Annotated in this window: 25 protein-coding genes and 1 riboswitch; of the genes, 15 read left to right on the forward strand and 10 right to left on the reverse strand. The window is 37.6% G+C overall.

Going from position 1 to position 21344, the window contains the following annotated elements:
- Positions 1–6 precede the first annotated feature (6 nt).
- The 4 genes from M3189_RS18195 to M3189_RS18210 form a co-directional block, all read right to left on the reverse strand.
- Entirely contained in the window at positions 7–309 is a 303-nt protein-coding gene (locus M3189_RS18195; RefSeq protein WP_251636204.1) for a helix-turn-helix domain-containing protein, read from the reverse strand.
- 44 nt (positions 310–353) lie between these two features.
- On the reverse strand, positions 354–902 hold the full coding sequence (locus tag M3189_RS18200) for a competence protein ComK (protein ID WP_353057444.1): 549 nt from the start codon (positions 900–902) through the stop codon (positions 354–356).
- 241 nt (positions 903–1143) lie between these two features.
- Complete coding sequence (locus tag M3189_RS18205) at positions 1144–1986, reverse strand: hypothetical protein (protein WP_251636206.1); 843 nt, start codon at positions 1984–1986, stop codon at positions 1144–1146.
- 369 nt (positions 1987–2355) lie between these two features.
- A complete protein-coding gene (locus tag M3189_RS18210) occupies positions 2356–2847 on the reverse strand; it encodes a sigma-70 family RNA polymerase sigma factor (protein WP_251636208.1) in 492 nt (163 codons plus the stop codon).
- A gap of 173 nt (positions 2848–3020) precedes the next feature.
- Here M3189_RS18210 and M3189_RS18215 point away from each other — a divergent pair, with 173 nt between their 5' ends.
- Positions 3021–3848, forward strand: coding sequence for a DUF3895 domain-containing protein (locus M3189_RS18215; RefSeq protein WP_251636210.1), 828 nt, complete (start codon positions 3021–3023; stop codon positions 3846–3848).
- Positions 3849–3853: 5 nt separating this feature from the next.
- On the forward strand, positions 3854–5926 hold the full coding sequence (locus M3189_RS18220) for a phospholipase D family protein (RefSeq protein ID WP_251636219.1): 2073 nt from the start codon (positions 3854–3856) through the stop codon (positions 5924–5926).
- Between the two features lie 274 nt (positions 5927–6200).
- Here the strand turns inward: M3189_RS18220 and M3189_RS18225 are convergent, their stop codons facing one another.
- Positions 6201–6554: a RidA family protein gene (locus M3189_RS18225; RefSeq protein WP_251636221.1), complete on the reverse strand. Its 354-nt coding sequence runs from the start codon at positions 6552–6554 to the stop codon at positions 6201–6203.
- Positions 6555–6701: 147 nt separating this feature from the next.
- On the opposite strand from M3189_RS18225, the gene tnpB reads away from it, so the two are divergent.
- Positions 6702–7868 carry an IS200/IS605 family element RNA-guided endonuclease TnpB gene (tnpB, locus tag M3189_RS18230; protein ID WP_251636226.1) on the forward strand — a complete coding sequence of 389 codons (1167 nt, stop codon included), beginning with the start codon at positions 6702–6704 and terminating at the stop codon, positions 7866–7868.
- 533 nt (positions 7869–8401) lie between these two features.
- Here the strand turns inward: tnpB and M3189_RS18235 are convergent.
- Positions 8402–8881, reverse strand: coding sequence for a RidA family protein (locus M3189_RS18235; RefSeq protein WP_251636227.1), 480 nt, complete (start codon positions 8879–8881; stop codon positions 8402–8404).
- 372 nt (positions 8882–9253) lie between these two features.
- Between M3189_RS18235 and M3189_RS18240 the strand changes: the two genes are divergently transcribed.
- The 5 genes from M3189_RS18240 to M3189_RS27000 all read left to right on the forward strand — a co-directional run bounded on the left by M3189_RS18240 (position 9254) and on the right by M3189_RS27000 (position 12001).
- Positions 9254–9472 carry a DUF1659 domain-containing protein gene (locus M3189_RS18240; protein ID WP_251636228.1) on the forward strand — a complete coding sequence of 73 codons (219 nt, stop codon included), beginning with the start codon at positions 9254–9256 and terminating at the stop codon, positions 9470–9472.
- 33 nt (positions 9473–9505) lie between these two features.
- A complete protein-coding gene (locus M3189_RS18245) occupies positions 9506–9724 on the forward strand; it encodes a DUF2922 domain-containing protein (protein WP_251636229.1) in 219 nt (72 codons plus the stop codon).
- A gap of 66 nt (positions 9725–9790) precedes the next feature.
- Complete coding sequence (locus M3189_RS18250; RefSeq protein ID WP_251636230.1) at positions 9791–9928, forward strand: YvrJ family protein; 138 nt, start codon at positions 9791–9793, stop codon at positions 9926–9928.
- A 207-nt stretch (positions 9929–10135) separates the two neighbouring features.
- Positions 10136–11539: an IS110 family transposase gene (locus M3189_RS18255; protein ID WP_251636231.1), complete on the forward strand. Its 1404-nt coding sequence runs from the start codon at positions 10136–10138 to the stop codon at positions 11537–11539.
- A 333-nt stretch (positions 11540–11872) separates the two neighbouring features.
- Positions 11873–12001, forward strand: a complete 129-nt coding sequence (locus tag M3189_RS27000) for a hypothetical protein (protein WP_285889727.1) — start codon at positions 11873–11875, stop codon at positions 11999–12001.
- A 96-nt stretch (positions 12002–12097) separates the two neighbouring features.
- Here M3189_RS27000 and M3189_RS18260 read toward each other — a convergent pair whose 3' ends face one another.
- Entirely contained in the window at positions 12098–13297 is a 1200-nt protein-coding gene (locus M3189_RS18260) for a phosphoglycerate dehydrogenase (protein ID WP_251636233.1), read from the reverse strand.
- A gap of 58 nt (positions 13298–13355) precedes the next feature.
- Positions 13356–13434: riboswitch (ZMP/ZTP riboswitch) on the reverse strand.
- 381 nt (positions 13435–13815) lie between these two features.
- Here M3189_RS18260 and M3189_RS18265 point away from each other — a divergent pair.
- The gene (locus tag M3189_RS18265) at positions 13816–14166 is read left to right on the forward strand and encodes a VOC family protein (protein WP_251636235.1); all 351 of its coding nucleotides are present in this window, start codon (positions 13816–13818) and stop codon (positions 14164–14166) included.
- A gap of 851 nt (positions 14167–15017) precedes the next feature.
- On the opposite strand, the gene M3189_RS18270 is transcribed toward M3189_RS18265, so the two are convergent.
- Positions 15018–15356 carry a DsrE family protein gene (locus M3189_RS18270; protein ID WP_251636237.1) on the reverse strand — a complete coding sequence of 113 codons (339 nt, stop codon included), beginning with the start codon at positions 15354–15356 and terminating at the stop codon, positions 15018–15020.
- Between the two features lie 343 nt (positions 15357–15699).
- Here M3189_RS18270 and M3189_RS18275 point away from each other — a divergent pair, with 343 nt between their 5' ends.
- The 3 genes from M3189_RS18275 to M3189_RS18285 all read left to right on the forward strand — a co-directional run bounded on the left by M3189_RS18275 (position 15700) and on the right by M3189_RS18285 (position 16658).
- Positions 15700–15918, forward strand: a complete 219-nt coding sequence (locus M3189_RS18275) for a DUF1659 domain-containing protein (RefSeq protein WP_251636240.1) — start codon at positions 15700–15702, stop codon at positions 15916–15918.
- Positions 15919–15950: 32 nt separating this feature from the next.
- Positions 15951–16169, forward strand: coding sequence for a DUF2922 domain-containing protein (locus M3189_RS18280; protein WP_251636242.1), 219 nt, complete (start codon positions 15951–15953; stop codon positions 16167–16169).
- Positions 16170–16508: 339 nt separating this feature from the next.
- Complete coding sequence (locus M3189_RS18285; protein WP_251636244.1) at positions 16509–16658, forward strand: hypothetical protein; 150 nt, start codon at positions 16509–16511, stop codon at positions 16656–16658.
- 96 nt (positions 16659–16754) lie between these two features.
- Here M3189_RS18285 and M3189_RS18290 read toward each other — a convergent pair whose 3' ends face one another.
- Together M3189_RS18290 and M3189_RS18295 are read right to left on the reverse strand one after the other, a co-directional pair.
- Positions 16755–17852: a Gfo/Idh/MocA family protein gene (locus M3189_RS18290; protein ID WP_251636246.1), complete on the reverse strand. Its 1098-nt coding sequence runs from the start codon at positions 17850–17852 to the stop codon at positions 16755–16757.
- Between the two features lie 124 nt (positions 17853–17976).
- Positions 17977–18468, reverse strand: coding sequence for a hypothetical protein (locus tag M3189_RS18295; protein WP_251636248.1), 492 nt, complete (start codon positions 18466–18468; stop codon positions 17977–17979).
- A 185-nt stretch (positions 18469–18653) separates the two neighbouring features.
- On the opposite strand from M3189_RS18295, the gene M3189_RS18300 reads away from it, so the two are divergent.
- From M3189_RS18300 to M3189_RS18310, 3 genes are all read left to right on the forward strand, one after another.
- Positions 18654–19382, forward strand: a complete 729-nt coding sequence (locus tag M3189_RS18300; protein WP_251636249.1) for a VCBS repeat-containing protein — start codon at positions 18654–18656, stop codon at positions 19380–19382.
- Positions 19383–19591: 209 nt separating this feature from the next.
- Positions 19592–20443 (forward strand): NAD-dependent epimerase/dehydratase family protein, encoded by an 852-nt coding sequence (locus M3189_RS18305; protein WP_251636251.1) that lies wholly within the window; start codon positions 19592–19594, stop codon positions 20441–20443.
- 39 nt (positions 20444–20482) lie between these two features.
- Complete coding sequence (locus tag M3189_RS18310) at positions 20483–21322, forward strand: aldo/keto reductase (protein ID WP_251636252.1); 840 nt, start codon at positions 20483–20485, stop codon at positions 21320–21322.
- The last annotated feature ends 22 nt before the right edge of the window (positions 21323–21344 follow it).

Consider the following 21344-nt stretch of genomic DNA (forward strand, 5'->3'; position numbering starts at 1 on the left):
CCTCGTTTAATAAAAATGGGGTTCTTTGTAGCAATCTGGATCACAGAAATCGCTTGCTGGGCCACTTTTATCTAAATCGAATACTGGACTTTTTTCCATTTCCATCATCACTTCTGAAGGTTTTATATCAAGCCCGGTAGCAAGGGCTAATATAGTATAAAGACTAGGCAGTTTAAGATTTCTTTCAAGAATACTAATATAGGAACGGTCTAGCCCGCTCAGGTCCGCAAGTTTTTCTTGGGATAAATCCCGTTCCTTTCGCAGTCTTTTTAATGCCTTTCCAAAATCTAGGTGTGAATTATAAATCACCAAGGAACTCCTCCTTTGAATAGTAGATATCAACTATAGGTTTTTCATTTTTTGTTTTCTTCTTTTAAGATATCAAAATTATACTTGCCTGATTTCTCTCTAAGAAGCTGATGTTTATTGGGCGGTTCCAGATAAAAAAGGAGGGGACTAGCTTGGATTCCTCTTTCCGTTGTAAGGCGTTTTAATTGATTGGCTGTCTGAAGTTTATTGTTAAAGGCAGTTAATTTTGCATCGACAATCATGAAATGGCCATTGCTTAATGCTACCGCCGTCTTGTTGCCAATTGCTTTGGTGTTGATAATATGTTCGGGATTAAACCAAATGCAGTCATGTTTTTGTGGTGATACGCTAGGAAAAAGGCACACGCTTTGATACGGATTCACAATGATAGGACATTTCACTGTCTTATTAAGAATGAATTTTGCCCCTGTCATTGCTCCCCGTAAATCAAAGCCTATGTATTTTAATGTATCGTCTAGTACATTTAGTGGCGCTCTATCTACTAGTAAAGTTGTTTTTTCTACCATAATCCTGGAACATAGATTTCCATGTTGGTCATATTCACCCATCATAAGTATTACTTTCTTATTAATATAGAAATTTTTATTATTAACAGTTCTCCACTCCTTTGGATAATAAGTTTGAAAAAGGTTTCCTTCCTGCTATTTTGAGAGGCTATGTAAGCGATTACCCTACAATTCTATTAAACAGTAAATAGGAAATTTTTACCGCAGACTATAGTGAACAGGATTCGCTATAATTCGAGTAAATTTGACGGAAATGCGACAGTTTTTTTGTTTCCGTCCCTTTCGTGTTCTAAAATGCAATAAACCTTTATTCATTTGGCTGGAGCCAGTCCCAGTCGGGGTCTATACCATCGATAAAAGCAAGGGATATATGTGTTTTAATCCCCAATGCAGCTATTTTTTCTAGATATATTTTCATGAATTTGTTGGTTAAGATTCCATAAAAGTAAGCAATCGGATTTTTTACAAGATTGGTCATTTTAATCTTTCGAATCAGTTGTCGGAAGGCTTGGATCGATATGTCTAGTGTACCCTCTGTGTCATTTGTACAATCAAAGCGAAAAGTAGCAATTTGTACCATCTTCCAAAATTCTTCAATGGTTTTTGCATCGGAAAAAAAGCACTTTACCAGCTCGATAAAGGGTTGTGGAACCCGGCTGTTTACATAGGAATAATCTAATGTTGACGGTTCTTCGCAACGTTTATTTATCTTTTGATTATTTATTTTAATAAGATTACTAGTTTTATTTTGGTGGTTCATTTTTTCCTCTTTGGGTAGTTCATTCGATGGAAAACGATTAAATTGATATAAATTACTAGACTGCGAGCCGTTCTTCCTTTCTGTTTCAAAGACTGTGATAATCCCAAATGCTTTTGCTTTCAAAATCATTCGTTTAAAGGTAGATCTTGATATGCCATTATCTTGGTAATGGTCGTGAATTGATTTTAAGAGTGTCCCAATTTTGGCATTGCAAACGCCGGGGATTTTGGCTGCAAACCGCACGAGCCTTTTTAATCCGACCAGTTCCCCCTTAGTAAAATCATGCTTGTGTTCTACTAACCACATTTCCATATGATGATTAAATTCCTGAAGGGAACTGAATTGCGAGAACTGCTTAAATTCCCTAGTGTTACTTGATTTTATACTCACGATTACTAACACCCTTTCATGACATAGCCTAGTTTACGTTTTCCTTCGTGATGGCTTTATGTTTTGTGGTGGCTCACGATCGGTACTTCAACCATAACGAGATTGGCTAAATAAATCGAACTGCGCTTTTCTATTCTTGAGTGCATTTCTAGAGCAAAATGTAAAAAAATGCCTTCAAAAGTGATTTTTGCTCGCGATTTATGTATTTTGGTGCCATTCACTACTGATATTGGAGTCAGACCCCTACTTCCTTGTACCATTAGTGGATACTTTTTGATTATTGTCCAATTCTGTGAGGGTTGTTGAAGAAATCTAGTAGACCGGGGCAGTTTTGTTCATAAACACACTGCCCAGATCGTAATGATGTTGTTAATGATTCTTTACAACCTTTTCCTTCAATTTTCTTAGTGCCCCTAATTTCCATTGCTTAACGGCAGATAAAGTCACCCTCTGTCTTTCTGCTATTTCTTTAGTGGATCGTTCATTTATATAAGATTCAATTACCCATGTTGCTTCTCTTTCCGTTAGGCCATCGCAATAGGATTGGATGGTCTCTTTCTCAAGAAAAAGTGGTGATTCCTGACCTTCAATCCTATCCCAGAATTCCTCCTTCTGTGGAACAATGTTTCTTTCCATGTAAAGGTTGGTCCGTGTCATTTCAGATAACATTTTTCCTTTAATTGAGGTGTAAGCGTAATTCGAAAAGTTGCCTTTTCGTTCGTCGAAGGATTGTGCAGCCTCCCAAAGTGCAATTAATCCTGTCTGATAGAATTCTTGTTGATTTTTATAGATGTGCAGGGAATGCATAATCTTATGAATCATCGGCTGATACTGTACTACTAATTCGTCAAAGCTCTCCACTGGTAAAGTCCTTCAGGCAGCGCGCTTCCGATATATTCCTAGGTAGCCTTACCATAAACCATTCAAAGAGAACCATCGAATCACAGAAAATCGAATTTAACATAGAAAAATAGACTTAAAGAGTGAAAATTTGAATCAAATTGGAACAACATGTCCCAAATATGATTAGTGTTTTGAAAGGTATAAGAGATAATTTTGTGATCGTGGGGACGGTTCTGGTGGTCTTTAATTTGACCGTGGGGACGGTTCTAGTGGTCAGAAATCCAGAAACCCCTTGTGAATGTGGGATACCACTTAGATATCAATATATTGTAAGACATAGATCTACCAATCAGATTCGTCGTTTTGGAATTACTCATTTTGAAGAACATACTGGTCTATCTGTATCATTAATTGTTGCGATTAAGAAGGGATTTACACAGATTGATTATGAACGTGATGAATTATTAAATAAGATTGCCGATGGATGGTCAATTCTAGACCATGTCCCCAATATTCCTAGTGATTTAAAGTTAGCAAAGGATATACAGCAGCACTTAGATGCTAATGTCCCTTTACTAGAGAGACAACTCAACAGACTAATAAGAGATATACGTCTCTATCAAGAAAAAGACGAAAGTAATTATGTTACTAACTTTAAGGCTACAAAAATGAATGTTTCTGATGTGACTGTAGAGAAATATGAGAACCAAGAATCCCTGGATTTATTCGGAGAAACGATCAAGGAAGTTCCTAAACAAATTCATATAAGAAAGACAGGTGATTCCCGCTTTTTTCAAGCAATAAATGGTTACTTGGATGAGGGAGTAACAAGCGTCAGAGTAATATGTGAACTACTCATAAAGCATAATGGAGCAGAGAAAGAAAGATACCTAACGGGGAAACCAAGAATCTATCCTGGAGTCTGCCAATACCTTGAACAATTAGTCTATGATGATAAAGTCTCTTTGATTGAAGTTAATGGTAAAGAAGATCGAATCTATCAAATAGTTGGGAGGTAGACCAATTGTTAGACTATCAGACTTCGCTTTTTGAAGAGGAAGAGTTACCTAAGAAAAATGTCTCATATCTTCATATCTTGAAAGATATGAAACCTATACAAATGACAACAAAGGAAATTTTCGACACAGACAATTACCAGGAACTTTGTGCAGTCACATATGTCGCATCACCAACTTATTTTTTTAATAAGACTAAGGATTTTATTAAAGTGGATTTGGTTATGGGGATTGATGACAGTAGAGTAGCTGGAGGATTTACTGAAGGTCTTTTAACAAAATTTAATTATGAGGTGAGACTAAATTTCTGGAATGAGCTTGACCAAGATATTAGAAGTAAATTTCTTAAGGAGCGCTGTTCTATCCGATATGCAGCAAATAATGTTGCGATACACTCAAAAATATATTTACTAAAAGGGGAGAAAGGAACAAGATGCATCATTGGTTCCGCAAACTTTACTGCAAATGCTTTTGAATCTAGGCCGCAATTTGAAGATATCCTAATATTTGATAACAATCAGGAACTATATAACATGTACATGGAAAGATTCAAGGAGTTAAAAACTTTTACCGATGATTTTATACCTGAAAGAATAAAGAGAGGTACTATCGAACAGGTATTGGTGAATGATCCAGAAACTATTGCAGAAATAATTAGGGACGAAACATTGGGTACGAAAATTAAATTTCACATTACAGAAGAACAAATGGAAGAGATTTCACTAGTTCCTGAAATAAAAAATAGTATTAGAGAAGAAAATGAGAAAGTTAAGCAAATTATTGAGCTTGTTACAAAAAGAGATAATAAGAATGGTGTTAGAGTACCAGTCTCAAAAGGACAGTTTGAAAAGAAGATTCCTGCAATTAAAACGGTAATAAGTAGAACAAATAAAAATAGCCAAGATCTGGATTTACGTAAAATGTTAATTTGTAACCCTAGCAATAACCTACTATATACATCCTTTCAAAAGGAAAATGAAGTTCAACAGAATGAACTTATTTTGGTTTCTAAAGAGTTAGAAAAAGAAGATATAAAAGACAGATTATTGTTATTGCATAGTTTTATTGATGCCTATAAAACATTTACCTTGAAAGAAGACCCGAGGAATCAAGCAAGAATATATGAGGTCTTTTTATATGGCTTTATGTCTGCATATTTATGGAAAGCACGAGAACATTATGCATTACATGAAGGTAGGGAAGGTTCACGTAGGGATATATCTCCTTTCTTAATTATTGCTGGTAGAAGTATGTCTGGAAAAACAACAGCTTTAGAGTTTTTAGGAAGGCTGTTAGGAGGAAATGGTCCAAATTTTATTTCTTATGAAAGCTTAAAAAGTGCCAATACACTAGAAGATTTTTTTGAGAGTGAAAATCTTCACCCAATATTAATTGATGAAATTAACTTATCCTTTTTTACGGGGAAGCGTGGTGAAAGGATAATTAAGTTTGTAAGTAACCAACTAGCGGGTAAGCACCCAGTTCTAATAGGTACAACTAATGCATCTGGTTTTAATATACCAGCACAAGCAACCTCAAGAATCTATTACCTTCAGATTGAAAATACATTTGATAAACACAAGAAAACAGAGTCTTCCGCCTACCTGCATAATATCCTACAACAAGTTGATAATAAATTATTTGGCGACTTTACATATAGATTAAGTAACAGAATAATAAATGATAAGAAATTCTATGATCCCAAAGACAACTTAACGGTTGCACGTGAAATTTTCAGAAACTACTATAAAATTTGTGGTTTAGAAGTACCTAATTATTTCCCTAATGAACCTTTTAATGACTATGATGACCGCGGAAAGCTAATCTGGAAAGAACTGTTTAGAAGCTATAAAGATGCGTTTGAAATCCGATCCGACAATACTATAAGTATAAAAATTGAGAACTTTAGTGGGAATATAAAAGAGCGTCAAACTAAAATTAACTACCTACCGATTGAGTGTATTATTGAAGACGAACCAGTCCTTGTGGTTAAAAGAGATATATTCTTTAGTTTTATTGATTTAGATAATGGGGAAAGGAATATTTTTAATAAGATAAAGAAACTATTTAGTAAATCATAAATATGTAGATAATCGTATGCAAACCACATACGATTTAAGGGTACATGGGGACGGTTCTTGTGGTCATCGTTTATATATTACGCCAGGAGAACCGTCCGAGACTACTGAAAAGGTCGTTAATTTGGTCAATGAACATGAATATTCATCTATATAGAATAAGTACAAGAAGGCAGTTATCTACATATAGTAGGTAATTGCCTTCTTGTTTTTCAAAAATGGACTTTTTCAGTGATCTCGAACCGTCCACGCTGTCCCCATGCTTCTGGTTAAGAAATCATCTGATTATATCCTCTTGTTTTACTGCAATGATAAAATCAATCTCAATCGGAGTATTACTAAGGAGTTCCGCTACTCCAACAGCTGAGCGAGCATGATGTCCTTTATCGCCAAAAATCTTATCTAATAATGCAGAGGCAGCATCAAGAACTTTTGATGGTTCAAAAAAACCTGGTGCAGTCTGAACATAGCCTGTTACTTTTAATACTTGTTCAACCTTGTCCAGGCTGCCAATTGCAGCTTTTAAACTGCTAAGCCCTTTTAGGACACACATCTCTGCTAGTTCCTGAGCCTGTTCAATCGTAACCTCTCTACCTACTTTACCTTGAAAAGGAACCTCTCCATTTATCATCTATCCGACAGAATGCCCCTTCCTCAAGGAATGTGAAGAGCGAGGCCCAATGAGTAGGGAGGGGATGAATGACGGTTGGCGATAGCCAAAACCTTCCTCCCTATGTTATAATGAGAACAGATGTTCTTGTTAAGTGAGGTGAAATATATGCTAGTAAAGAAGGCTTTCAAATTCCGCATCTACCCAAACAAAAAACAAATGGAACAGATTAACAAAACCATTGGCTGCTCAAGATTTGTATTCAATTTCTTTCTTAACAAACAAAAAGAAAAAGATGCTTACTGGTATATTGTCGAAGAAATGAGGCAAACCGGACAGCTCCCAGCGAATAAATGGAAAGGCAAATTTTTAAACAAATATGAAACAGTGAAATCTCTTCCTGAACTAAAGAAACATTACTCATTTTTGAAAGAAGTCGATAGTATCGCTTTACAAAAATCAGTTGAAATTTTAGCTGATTCCTATGATCGCTACTACAAAAAGCAAAATAAACAGCCTAGATTTAAGACAAAAAAGAATCGAGTGCAATCTTATACAACAAACGGAAATATAGCTGTCAATGACAACTACATCAAACTTCCCAAACTAGGGAATGTCCGTTTTGCAAAAAGTCGTGAAGTCCAAGGCCGTATTATAAGTGCCACTATCAGAAGAAATCCCACTGGTAAATATTATGTATCTTTAGCTGTTGAATCAGAAGTAAAAGAATTGCCCAAAACCAATTCAGCAATTGGTATTGATGTAGGACTGAAAGATTTCGCTATTCTTTCGAATGGTAAGATATACTCTAATCCGAAGTTTTTTCGTTCCTTAGAAGAAAAATTAGCCCATGCTCAACAAGTTATGAGTAGACGAACAATTGGTGGTGCGAACTGGTATAAAGCCAAAAGAAAAGTAGCTCGTATTCATGAAAAGATTGCGTATACAAGAAAAGATTATCTGGACAAGATTTCAACCGAGATTGTCAAAAACCACGACATTATTGGAATGGAAGACTTGTCGGTATCGAACATGTTAAAGAACCACCATCTTGCTAAAGCAATCAGCGAAGTATCTTGGTCACAATTCAAAAGCATGATGGTATACAAAGCGAAATGGTATGGTAGACAAGTAGTAACCGTTTCAAAAAACTTCGCTAGCAGCCAACTTTGTTCATGTTGTGGCTACAAAAACAAAGACGTTAAAAATCTCGGATTACGTGAATGGGAATGCCCTAAGTGTCATACCTACCATAATCGAGATATTAACGCAGGAATCAATCTTAAAAATGAAGCATTAAGACTTCTAACCGCAGGTACTGCGGGGATCGCCTAATCAATAACTGGTGGATACACTGGTGTTCTTAGGAATCCCCTCCTTCAAACAACCAGTAAGGGTGTTAAGGAGGGGTAGTTCAATCTAGGTACTTGTCCACTAATGTAAGCTACACCTTGATGAATCATTACTGGTACATAGTGGTAAAGAGGTGCAGTTGCTTCCGGTAATTCGATACCTAAATCTTGTAAACGTTGATCAATGTTATTTAATTCCGGTGACTGTCACTCCTCGATATTTGTCGAAGATTGGTAGGTTGTTAGGTAGCTAGACAGTGATAGAATATAGTTGGAATTGAATATTGTTGGGGTTTGGTTGTCGTTCTTCTTTCCGTAATTGAGGAAGGAGGTGATAACCATAGATGTCCTTTATTTACAAATTTGAACAATGAACATGAAGTTTCATCAAAATAGAATAAAGAAAAGAAGGCAGTTATCTACATATAGTAGGTAATTGCCTTCTTGTTTTTCAAAAATGGACTTTTTCAGTGATCTCGAACCGTCCCCATTGCCCCCATGCTTCTGGCTAAGAAATCATCTGGTTATATCCTCTTGTTTTACTGCAATGATAAAATCAATCTCAATCGGAGTATTACTAGGGAGTTCCGCTACTCCAACAGCTGTGCGAGCATGATGTCCTTTAACGCCAAAAATCTTATCTAATAATTCAGAAGCAGCATCAAGAACTTTTGATGGTTCAAAAAAACCCGGTGCAGTCTGAACATAGCCTGTTACTTTTAATACTTGTTCAACCTTGTCAAGGCTGCCAATTGCAGATTTTAAACTGCTAAGCCCTTTTAGCACACACATCTCTGCTAGTTCCTGAGCCTGTTCAATCGTAACCTCTCTACCTACTTTACCTTGAAAAGGAACCTCTCCATTTTTCCTAGGTACTTGTCCACTAATGTAAGCTACACCTTGATGAATCATTACTGGTACGTAATGGTAAAGAGGTGCAGTTGCTTCCGGTAATTCGATCCCTAAATCTTGTAAACGTTGATCAATGTTAGTCAATTTCTTGCTCCTCTCAAGATTGTTTTTTCATATAGATTTAAAAAAGTAATTTACGTCTTATATTCAAGAGGCGTTGTCAGAAATCCTTCTAAAAACATGTTAAAAATGAGGCACGGTGAATAAATTGAGGCACCAAGAAATGGAGGTGTCAGGCATCATCCAGGGGATTTCCAGTTTTTTTTCGAATTCTAGTGTTCTTATAAATGAAAATTAATAGAATTTGCGTTTATTAATAAATGCGAATACCTCTGCTCCTTTCTTCTAGTAACCTCAAATGGGGGGTTAAAATCGCCTTTTTAAAATTTAATTTCAAAGACCCTGTCCTTTTCGCCTACTTTTCCATATATAAAGGGGTGAAAGGAGGTGATTACGATGGCACAAGCAATTCTTGCAACGACTAAGTTACGTGTAGTGTTCCAGGTGGGTTTAGGTGAAGATGGTAAACCGCTTCTAAAGGCGAAGACTTTCAGCAATATCCAAAGATTAGCAACAGCTGACCAACTTCTACAGGCAGCACAGGCGGTTATTAGTTTGTCCAATGATACTCTCAGCAGCATTGAGAGAGTCGACAATTCCGAATTACTAGCGTAATCGGAAAATAAATGATAAGAGGAGGTGAATGAAATGGCTAAAACATTAGAATTAGAGTTTGTTACGGAGTTCGGTAAACCCGCCCGTTTATCAGTAGAAAATCCGAAGGAACCGATTGAGGAAGCAGTCGTGAAGGCAGCGATGGAAGAAATGATCGCATCTGGAGTTTTCACATCAACAAATGGGAACTTTGCTTCGATTAAAGGAGCACGAGTGATTGACCGCAATGTAACGGAATATGAAATTGTTTAATCGAGTACGAGGCCGGCTTTCAAAAGAAGCCGGCCTTCGTAATACTATAGAAAGGAGTGAATTCTAGTGGAGCAAATTATCCCTTTAATTAGTGAGGTGGGATTCCCAATCATTGTCACCCTCTATCTGCTATATCGAATTGAATCAAAGCTTGATATGGTCGTCCAGTCGATACAGAATCTTCCTGGACGAATGAAGGTATAAAGGTGACCTTGGGGACGGTTATGATTGTATTTAATTGAGCGTTTTTACCTCTTAAAATTCTGTGCCTGGTGTATTAGATAATAAATGTCGAAAGGTATTTCCTCCAGAAATTACAAAAAGACCCCAGTACACTTCATGAAGTAAGATTAAGATACCTGACAGGGAACCTCAAACTTACATCATTCCAAAATAGGAGGACGAAGTTACATGGGGTTTAAAAAAAATAATCAATCACTTAATAATATACAAGGAAAGAAAGGTAGTCAATTCAGTTCTCAATTAAGGGGGATAAACCTAGAAAGAGTATTAGTTGTAGCGATAGATGCAGCTAAGTTTTTTCAGAAGGCGTTACTTTGCAATTACTTTGGGGACGTAATAGAAAAACCATTTTTCTTTGGTGTAGATAAAAATGGGATAAACCATTTGTGTTCATTAATAGAAAATGCAAAAGGTCAGATTCAGGCTGAGAGAATTTTTATTGGTGTTGAAGCTACTGGTCATTATTATGAGGACATCGTGCGAGAACTTGGAAAACGTGGTTATGGAGTGACCATTATCAATGCCGCAACTACATATGAAGAAAGATCAAGTGCGTTAAATTGGAGTAAAACGGATGATTTAGACCTTTATGCCATCGCCCATGCACTCATTCAAAACAAAGGAATGGAAAACAAGCTACCTGAAGGCATTTATAGACGTCTCATGACTCTTACCCGTGCCAGAAGAAATGAAGTTCGTAAACGAGCACTAGTAAGGGTACATATTCGAACACTGATGGACCATATTTGGAGGGACTTTCAAGGATATGTAGAGATAAAAAATAATAAACCCGAAAAAAAACTCATTTTCAGTAAGTTTTGGGGAAAGCCATCTCTATTTTTCTTAGAAAATTATCCTCACCCATCTAGCGTCTTAGAACTCGGAATAGAAAAACTTCTTCAATTGGTGAAAGAGAAAAAGTTGAGAATTAAAGAAACTACGATCCACACTCTCATGAAAGTAGCTGAACAATCGATTGTGAAATCAAAGGAAGAAGTTTCAGCTGAATTACTTTTACTAAAGTTGGCAGTACAGGACTTAAAACGGTTAGATGAAAATGTAAGTATACTAGAAAAGGAAATTGAAGAAGCACTTTTAGAAACAGATGGTCGTCTGCTCTTAACTGTACCTGGTATCGGGGTAGCTACGGCAGCTGAATTCTTTAGTGAATTGGGGGATATCTCTCAATATGAACACGCTGGCCAATTGATCAAGAAAGCTGGAACGAATCCAATCATAATCCAGTCTGGAGGAACTCAAGGGTTTTATGGCCGCATTTCCAAACAGGGAAATAAGAATTTACGCTTTATGGTTTACACAGTAGGAAAATGTCTAGCCTCACACAATAAAGACTTGCGTCCTTATTATGAGAAACTAAAAGAACGTGGCAAACACGCCAGAAAGGCCTTCATAGCCCTAGGAAACAAGTTTATTCGAATAGCCTTTTCAATGTTAAAGCATAAGAAACCGTATGAGTCTAAACAGTCAGAATACAGCATCTTTCAAGAGATTAAGAAGAAACTAATCTATACCAAAATGAACACTTATTTAAACATTGCTCTAGCTGCTTAACGAATGAAAAAACAATGAATCTCTCTCCTGGGATCAAGGGAAAATCGACTTTGGTGCCGGAGGCAATACGACCTCGAGTGACAGCATGATTAACCTTGTCCTGTAAATGCGAATTGTACGTTAATATAGACCGGTTTGAACTAACCAGGTTGCATCAATGCAGAATTGAAGCAAGGTAGGATTCCTATTCAGATCCGAGAAGAGAGATTCATTTATATGGTTTTCTGTCAGTTGCTTATGGTATTTTTTTGAAATTTAATGCTTGAGGTGTATTTCCTATACGCAAAAATCTAAATTTCTTACTTGACATAGTACGCTGTCACTCCCCGAGCTTTGTCGAAGATTGATAGGTTAATAGGTGCAGCTAGGTCCTGGAAGTTTGCTACATCAGGATTAACAGGTGTTTCCCTTTTTCTAATGCTGCTTATGCCTAAGCTTACAGACGGCGGCGGTTTGGGGTGAACCGTACCATACCATAAATACAGGCACAAGAAATGGAGCCAGTATTGAAACTTGGCTCCATTTTCATGCAAACTTAACTTATTTCCTCTTTAATATTTAAATAATACGAGCGGTTACCATGCCGGAAATTTGTTTGATTCTTTCCTCTAATGTCGGAATAACATCATCATTCACTTTATTATCAATGTCAATCATCGTATATGCATATTCCCCTCGGCTTCTGTTGACCATATCCGCAATGTTTAAATGATAACTAGATATAGCGGATGTAATCTGTCCGACCATGTTTGGAACATTGTGGTGAAATGCCAATACTCGCTGCTTTCCTGTATAAGGTAGGTGAGTATTTGGGAAATTCACTGAGTTTTTGATGTTTCCTGTTTCTAGAAATACCTTCACCTGACGAGCCGCCATTATTGCACAATTTTCCTCTGATTCTTGTGAAGAGGCACCTAGGTGCGGTATCGGAACTGTATTTTTCATTTTCAGAACATTTTCATTGGGGAAATCTGTAATATACTTCCCAACTATCCCGCTTTCGAGAGCTGCTGCCATGTCTTTTTCATTCACAAGCTCGCCACGAGAGAAGTTTAAGATATGAACACCCGGCTTCATTATGCTGAATGTTGATGCGTTAAACATTTCTCTTGTATTCTCGGTAAAAGGTACGTGTACAGAAATATAATCAGATTCAGAGAACAACTGTTCAATTGTTATTGCACGCTGTACATTGCGTGATAAATTCCAAGCCGTATCGACTGAGATAAACGGGTCAAACCCGATCACATCCATATCTAAATCAAGCGCATCATTCGCTACAAGGGCACCAATTGCTCCTAAACCAATGACACCTAACGTTTTTCCTTTAATTTCTGTTCCAACAAACTGTTTTTTTCCAGCTTCCACTAGCTTTGGAATATGGTCACCTTCACCATCCAATGCTTTTACCCAAGCAATACCGGCAAAAAGGTTGCGGGAAGAAGATATTAATGAGGTTAGCACCATTTCTTTTACGGCATTGGCATTCGCCCCAGGAGTATTAAAGACAACGATACCTTGCTCTGTACATTTTTCTACCGGAATATTATTCACACCTGCTCCAGCTCTTGCGATTGCCTTTAAATTATTGCCAATTTCTACTGAGTGCATATTAAAGCTGCGAACAAGGATGGCATCTGGATTTTCGCTGCCGTTGTCAATCTGAAAATTGCCCTTATTGAATACCTTTAGTCCAGTTTCTGCAATATTATTAAGTGTTTTGATTGATTTCACTTTTTCTAAAGTGATTGTGCTCATGATTTTCCTCCTAGTTTTTTGCCTTAATAAACAGAAAGAGGTAAGGGAATAAATCCCTTACCTCTGCCCAGGCGAACGGCTTCGACACCATGTGCTCCCTCGCGGTTATCCGCGTTTCGCCAGTTACACATGGTCTTTTTAATTTATTTAATATTATCATAAGTCTTTGTAGTTTTCTACCTAAACAAGTTCAATAAAATGTGGACCAATGAAAGACAAAGAGCTTATGGGTTATTTCCTATATATCCATTAACAAAATTACTACAGTTGAGAATGTGACCGTGGGGACGGTTCTAGTGGTCTTTAATTTAGCAATTTCACCCCTTACCTCTTCGAGGTAAGGGGTGAAATTGCTCCTTCGTTATGGTTGAAGTCACTATAATGGTAAGAAGGTTACTGGATATTTATGTTGAATGATAGGGAGACTTATCAACTAAAGGGGCAGAAGGGTTCAACAAGAAGGAAATAATTATTTCATCACGAATTAAACCTATAAAACAAAAATTTGGAGGTTATTTATGAACCCTATTTTAAATCAAATTGGTACTGTTTTTATTCCTGTAAGTAACATTGAAGAAGCTCGTAATTGGTATTGTGATATATTAGGCTTGCCAGTAGATGGTGAAATATTATTTGGTCATTTGTATGTATTACCTATGAACGGTACAGGAATTGTATTAGACAGTAAGATTTATTCAAAGGACAACATTTTCAAAACTCCACCTTTTCATTTGAACACTAACAATATAGAACAAGCCTATGAGCATATGAAGAATAAGAATGTTGAATTAACCACAGATATTGAGCATAACCACTGGTTTAATTTCAAGGACCTTGATGGGAACCATTTAATGGTTTGCAAATGTTAACCTGTTGTTCTAAAGGGTGCTAATGTACAACAACGTTATAAAAAGCTCAGAGTTATTATTCTCTGAGCTTTTTGCGTGCTAATTTTACTGCCAAAATGTCTCTCTTTGAATTGCAGCATTTAAAATATTTTTAAAAGGGGTTTCCTGTAATGGGGCTTGATGACGTATAAGTTGATTTCGAAAAAAACTCTCTTCTAACCTTCGTAGAAAAATATGGAACGACCATTCAGAATCGGATGGGTCTTATTATTTAGCGGGTGAAGTAAAAGTTGCTTTTGATAGTGGCAGTAGAAGTCACAGAACCATTCAAGTTCTTTATTATTTGGCTCTGTTATTATTCATTGTTGATTTTCGTGTAGGGTTGAAAATTCATAGGCGGAGAATTTCCGGCTATTGTATATAGAGGAAGCTTAAGAAGCAGATATAAGCGGAGATATTCCGGTTAACTGCCTTAAATAAGACAAAATCCAAGGATTTGGATGCAATAAGCGGAAAAACTCCGCTTATTTTATGGAAAAATAGGTATTCCCCAATTTAATCGGAAATTCTCCGCTTATTTTCCAAACACAGTGAAATCAACATTCAGTTTTAACAGAGACTATTATTTAAATCATTTGTTCCACAAACTGACCGGTCTAATTCCGATTGTTGTCTTATTTTTTGTGAATCCCAAGTTGAACTTGATTGTCCCTCTATTTTTTATAGCCGTTATGTTTACACCGCCCAAAAAACGAGGTCATTACTCTGACTCTGATTACGATGACTTTTCCTCATAAAAGGAAACCGTGAGGATGGTTCTTGTGGTCATGGTTAAAATAAATAAGACCAGGAGAACCCTCCCCATGTACCTATCAAGATAATGTAATCACTTCATATTTTGAAGCTAACTCAATAAAGTGGGCCATCCCGCTAATTTTCCCGGCAACAAGCTTGTCATTTAGCTCATAATAGTCAACACATGTTTTACAGGCAAGAACGTCAACGCCCTTTTCTTCCAGTTCTCCTAATTGAAGAGAAACAAGCGAGCTTTCCGTTAATGTAAAAACGCCGCGGTTCATGCAAAAAATTGCCTCAGGCAGTTCCTCCTTTTGCTTAAGAATCGTGAAGAAGGTTTCTAAAACACCTTCACCAAGTTCTTTTTCTCCTTTACCAAGCTGATCTGAAGCAAGTAAAATTACTTTGTTTTTCAATATTCCCACCTCACAAATTTAATAAATACTATGATAGCATACTTGAGGCATAGAGGAGAAAAGCAGCCGCATAGGTAGGGACTTCAAATCAACTATCCTATTGTGGTTAATAAGTACGTATGAACAAAAATTAATTTTTCAAAAAGTATTGGTAACTACTAATCAAATTTAGTAGTTGCCTTTTTTCATTGTTGCATAATAGAATTTGCGTCTTTAAATAAAGCGAATAACCCCGTTCCTTTCTTCTAGTAGCCTAAAACCGCTTTTTAAAAGTTTATTTTCGATGACCCTGTCCTTTTCGCCTGCTTTTCCATATATAAAAGGGTGAAAGGAGGTGATTACAATGGCACAAGCAATTCTTGCAACCACTAAGTTACGTGTGGTGTTCCAGGTGGGTTTAGGTGAAGATGGCAAACCGCTTCTAAAGGCGAAGACTTTCAGCAATATCCAAAGATTAGCGACAGCTGACCAACTTTTACAAGCCGCACAAGCGGTTATCGGTTTGTCCAATGATACTCTCAGCAGCATTGAGAGAGTCGACAATTCCGAATTACTAGCGTAATAGAAAATAAATGATAGGAGGAGGTGAATAAAATGGCTAAAACATTAGAATTAGAGTTTGTTACGGAGTTCGGGAAACCTGCCCGTTTATCAGTAGAAAATCCGAAGGAACCGATTGAGGAAGCAGTCGTGAAGGCAGCGATGGAAGAAATGATCGCATCTGGAGTTTTCACATCAACAAATGGGAACTTTACTTCTGTTAAAGGAGCACGAGTGATAGATCGGAATGTAACGGAATATGAAATCGTTTAATCGGGTACTGGGCCGGTTTCCAAGGGAAGCCGGCCTTCGGTACTACTAATTGTTTGATGGGATGATTAAGAACATAAGGCTATATTCACGACAAAAAAATCAGTAGAAAACTTACTGGGTCCTTTTTACATAAGGGTTCATCGCACTTTCAATCAAACGTTTGATGGGCATTTCGTATAGAGATGTGTGTCAGGTTATGACATTTACTAGTTTCTATTGTCTATTTTGAGGAAGGGCCAACATACTCTCTACTTTTCTTCGGCAAATTATTCATTTCAAAACAATAGAAAGTTCTTTTACTAAAGGGAGTCATTGTCTATCTAATCAAACGTTTGATTAGTGGCATTGGGTTTAACTAAACTATTGATTAGAATCGCTGCATCTATTGGCAATGCAGGATTTGTCCTTCTGAGAGGCGGTGAAAAGTGTCGAAAAGACGGATGCATTCAAAAGCCTTTGGCTGCTATTGAATGGATATTATATAAGTGATGAAAAGTTTGCGGGTCGTGAGAATTCCATTATTTTATGAATAGAAAGGGCTGAACTATCTACTTTTATGTATGGATAGTTCAGCCCTTATTTTCTTTAAGAGAACGCTGGGAAGGAAGCATCCTCCGCCCATGGCTGCTGAACAGTCTTTACTACTTCCCCAGAAACGATGGCTTTTTCCATCATAATACCAAGATACTGATCCTGAGAGGCTTCAGCAAGGCTATAAAAGCTCCGGCCGCCCGCTACATATTCGCCCATTTTCTTTAAGCATGAAGCGATGGCTATTTCATCATCATACAGTCTTCCCGGAATAAAAGGATTCCGATAAACCCAGCGTTCTCCTGCCATGATTCCTTCTAGGTAGTGTCCTTCTTGGTTTTCCTCTTCGCCTTTGTTTAGCCTCTTTAAATCTAAATAAACTGGTGTTGAATAATCTCCCAATAGTGATATGCGGTTATCGAATATTTCTCCTCTGTCTCCACGAAGTGATAGATGATTGGAACGAATCCATGAACGATGCTGATCTTGTGTGAAATCATAGATTCCTAACTTCCCGTCAAACTCAAGCCAAACCAAGTCCCGTTCAGCCGAGATGAGTTTTTCTTCTTTTGGAGGGCCGCTGCGATTGGGGCCAGCCAGAATTGGCGCTTCAAATCTCATTCCTCGAATGCTGGCATCCTCGAAGCCAATTCCGAGCATTTTCCTTATCAAGCTTACGCCATGATAAAAATGGGAAATCGAAACGGTGGCTTGTGAGACATTTCCTACTCTTCCGGAATCTATTAATGATAGTCTTGCTTGCTGGATCGGATGTAGATGATATTGTTCGGCAACCTGCACTTTGGCTCCTATACAAGTAAGTTTCTCGTGAAGGGTTACTAAGCCCTCTATTGATGGAGCGGGTGGCGTTTCAGCTAGTGCGGGTATACCAAGCTCGCCCAATTGAAGCAAATAGTCAGGCACGGCTGATCCGCTAACGGATACAACCATAAAGTCAGGGTTTTCATTTTCCAAGAGTTGAGCCAAGTTCCGGTATGTAGTGACATTCCACTTTTTTTCTAACAGGTTCCCCTTGTGTTCGTCCCTGACCACCAATCCGCATACACGAAATTGCTCAGGAAGAGCCTGGGCAATTCTAAGATAATATTGAGCTCGAAAACTGGCACCGCCAATAATACTGAATGAAATCACAGTGAATTTCCTCCCGACTTTGATTGTGTTATACACTTAGTTTAGACGACCAACAATCGAGGTACAATACAAAGTTTTCACGTGACCGTGACCATGGGGACGGTTCGGCGTCCCCAATGAACATTTAACACAATACAATGATTTTATAGGGAGTTGTTTGGGCTGGAATGCTGAATGTGGCTGGACCATATACAACGAGTAGATTTCGGTTTATTGGGTTCAATGAGAACGGTTGATTGTTTTGCAATAGTATCGGAGTATAACTCGAAATATTTACTTGTAACTGACCATCGCTACTCACCAGCTGGCTGTTAAAAAAGTCCACCTTTACATTTTGGTAAGGGTTATTTTTTACGATAATGAGGGCTTGATATTGTGGTGGGTAAATAAGAATGACAGGTACATTGACATCATAAAAACCAGTTACTGTGTCTCCAACTGAAACCATAACATGGTCTAGAAAATAGGTGGTTGGGCTAATTACGAAATTTACGATGGAACCATCTCCATTTAATAAGGACATTAATTTATAGCATCCATTTAATTCCTCATCTGAGCCTATTAAATAATCTTGAATCGAGGACACTGTACCAGAAAAAGAACCGTATTTCTTCATTTTTTCCCCTCCATTTTGATGAATCATTAATGAAATTCAAACATTCGGAAACTTCGTGAGCGGAGAGCGTATGATATTTTAATGTCATTTCAGTGAGCCTTATAGATTTTATGAGGCTGGTGCTTAGATATTACTACATGAAGGCCAGTTAAGATGATGGTAGTCATCATGAAAAGAGGGATGTTATGTATAACTATTATGCTAGGACAACGATGAATCAGCACAGTATTGTTGCGTTTGCGCAGGGGGATGTAACGGGGGATCGGATACATGATATTGTCTATTTAACCGGAGTAAAGACTCCAGATAGTCCATTTACTCAAAATATCACCCTGCATGTTCAAAATGGAAGAACTGGCGAGGTAAAAACTGTTCCACTTCGTGAAAATGCTGGCTACAATCCTACGATATTCTTGGGGGATTTTACTGGGGATGGTGTAGAGGATATTTTAATCAGTATTGCTACAGGCGGCAGCGGGGGAATCATGTACCATTATATTTATTCCTTTTTGGAAAATAGAGCCCAATTACTCTTTGATTTCAATGTATATAATGAGCAATATCAATACGAGGTTACGTATCAAGACAACTACAAAGTGGAAGTCGTCAGCAAAATCAATCATAAAAAGTACCTGATAGACATTTCAACAAGAGATGCTGAGTATTTAAATGAAATATATGATGCAAATGGTAAATTGAAAAGCCCAATCACAGGCTTTGTGAATCCTCTAAGTGGCTTGTATCCGGTAGATTTTGATTCAAATAAAGTGTATGAGCTGCTGGCTTATCAAAAAATTGCAGGAAGATATAATGCAGACTCTTTAGGGTATGTGTTGAATACTTTAGGATGGTTGGATAATCGATTTGTGTTGCAAAATCAGAATGTGGCTATTTTCGGGGGAGATGTTGGTTGAGACCGGGTGACCGTGGGGAGGGTTCTTGTGGTCATGGATACTATAAAAAAGTCCAGGAGATTCGTCCCCATTTACCCTTTTTTTTTTGCCAGCCAACAGGTATTACTTGAAAATTGAAAACGTTTTACATATACTTAGTTTATATGATAAACTAAGTTCAATGCGAAATTCGTTTTAGGAACCACTCAATTCGTAGATGGAGGGTTAAAATGAAGAAAAAGGTAGTAGTAACAGGTGGAAGTGGCCTACTTGGTCGAGAGGTTATAAAAGAATTTTTGGAACATGGGTATGAAGTCGTTAATGCAGATATGAAGCATCCAAAGGAAGCACTATGCAGAACGGTCCTAACTGACTTAACCAATCTTGGTGAAGTATATGGGGTATTAGCAGGTGCTGATGCAGTTGTCCATCTTGCAGCGATTCCGGTTGCCTATTCTCATCCAAACGAAGTGACTTTTGCAAATAATGTTATGTCCACTTATAACATTTTAGAAGCTGCAGGGAATTTAGGGATTAAAAAGGCTGTCATCTCTTCGAGTGAATCGTCCTATGGTATTTGTTTTTCAAGGCAAAATTTACAACCACAGTATGTACCAATCGATGAGGACCACCCGCAATTGCCGGAAGAAAGCTATGGTTTATCCAAGATTGTCAATGAGAAAACAGCGGATATGATTCACCGCAGAACGGGAATGCAGGTAGTATCCTTCCGATTAGGAAATGTCATTTCTCCTGAAATGTATCAGAATTTCCCTGGATTCATTCACAATCCCCAGCAGCGAAAAACAATATTGTGGAGTTATATTGATACACGAGATGCAGCGGCTGCTTATCGATTAGCCGTTGAGACGGACGGACTTGGATCTGTTGCCCTTAATATCGGAGCAGATGAAACAAGTATGGATATTGAGAGCAAACAGCTCATGGAAATATGCTACCCGGATGTTAAGGATTTTAGAAAAGAACTATCAGGCTTTGAGCCGCTGTTAAACAACGAAAAAGCTAAGAGTCTTCTAAATTGGGAGCCTATTCATAAGTGGAGAAACTACGTAAATCTATAATTCTATCTATTAAACTATCATTTAAGGAGTGACAAAATAATGTTGAATACTTTACAAAGCACAACCACCTTACATAACGGTGTAAAAATGCCATGGCTGGGCTTAGGTGTCTTTAAGGTTGAGGACGGAGCGGAAGTTGTGAATTCCGTAAAAAGTGCTCTTGAAGTTGGCTACAGAAGCATTGATACTGCCGCTATTTACCGAAATGAAGAAGGAGTCGGCAAAGCGCTTGCGGAATCCAATGTACCTAGAGAAGAACTATTTATTACCACAAAAATTTGGAACGCTGATCATGGCTATGAAGCAGCGCTTGCGGCTTTTGATGTGTGTTTGGAGAAACTAGGATTAGACTATTTAGACCTTCTTTTAATTCACTGGCCACTTCCGTCACAAGGAAAATATGTAGAAACATGGAAAGCGCTGGAGAAGCTGTATAAGGATGGACGTGTTCGTGCCATTGGTGTAAGTAATTTTAAAGTCCATCACCTTGAAGAAATCATTGCAAACTGTGAAATTATTCCGATGGTGAATCAGGTAGAATATCATCCACGATTTAACCAACGAGAATTGCATGAGTTTTGTAAAAAGCATGGTATCCAGCTTGAAGCGTGGTCGCCATTAATGCAAGGTGGTCTTCTTGAAGAACCCACTTTGGTTGAAATTGCCGAAAAATACAATAAGTCAACTGCCCAAGTCATTATCCGCTGGGATATACAAACAGGAGTCGTGACGATTCCTAAGTCAGTCAAGGCTCACCGTATAGCTGAGAATGCTGATATCTTTGATTTTGAACTTTCACAAGAGGATATGGACAAAATCAATGCCCTCAATCAGGACCAACGTATGTTTGCTGATCCTGATGATTTTAATAAAATATAAAAAATAGACCTTCTTTTTTTAA

Source organism: Neobacillus niacini (assembly GCF_023715415.1).
Taxonomy (GTDB): domain Bacteria; phylum Bacillota; class Bacilli; order Bacillales; family Cytobacillaceae; genus Neobacillus; species Neobacillus niacini_C.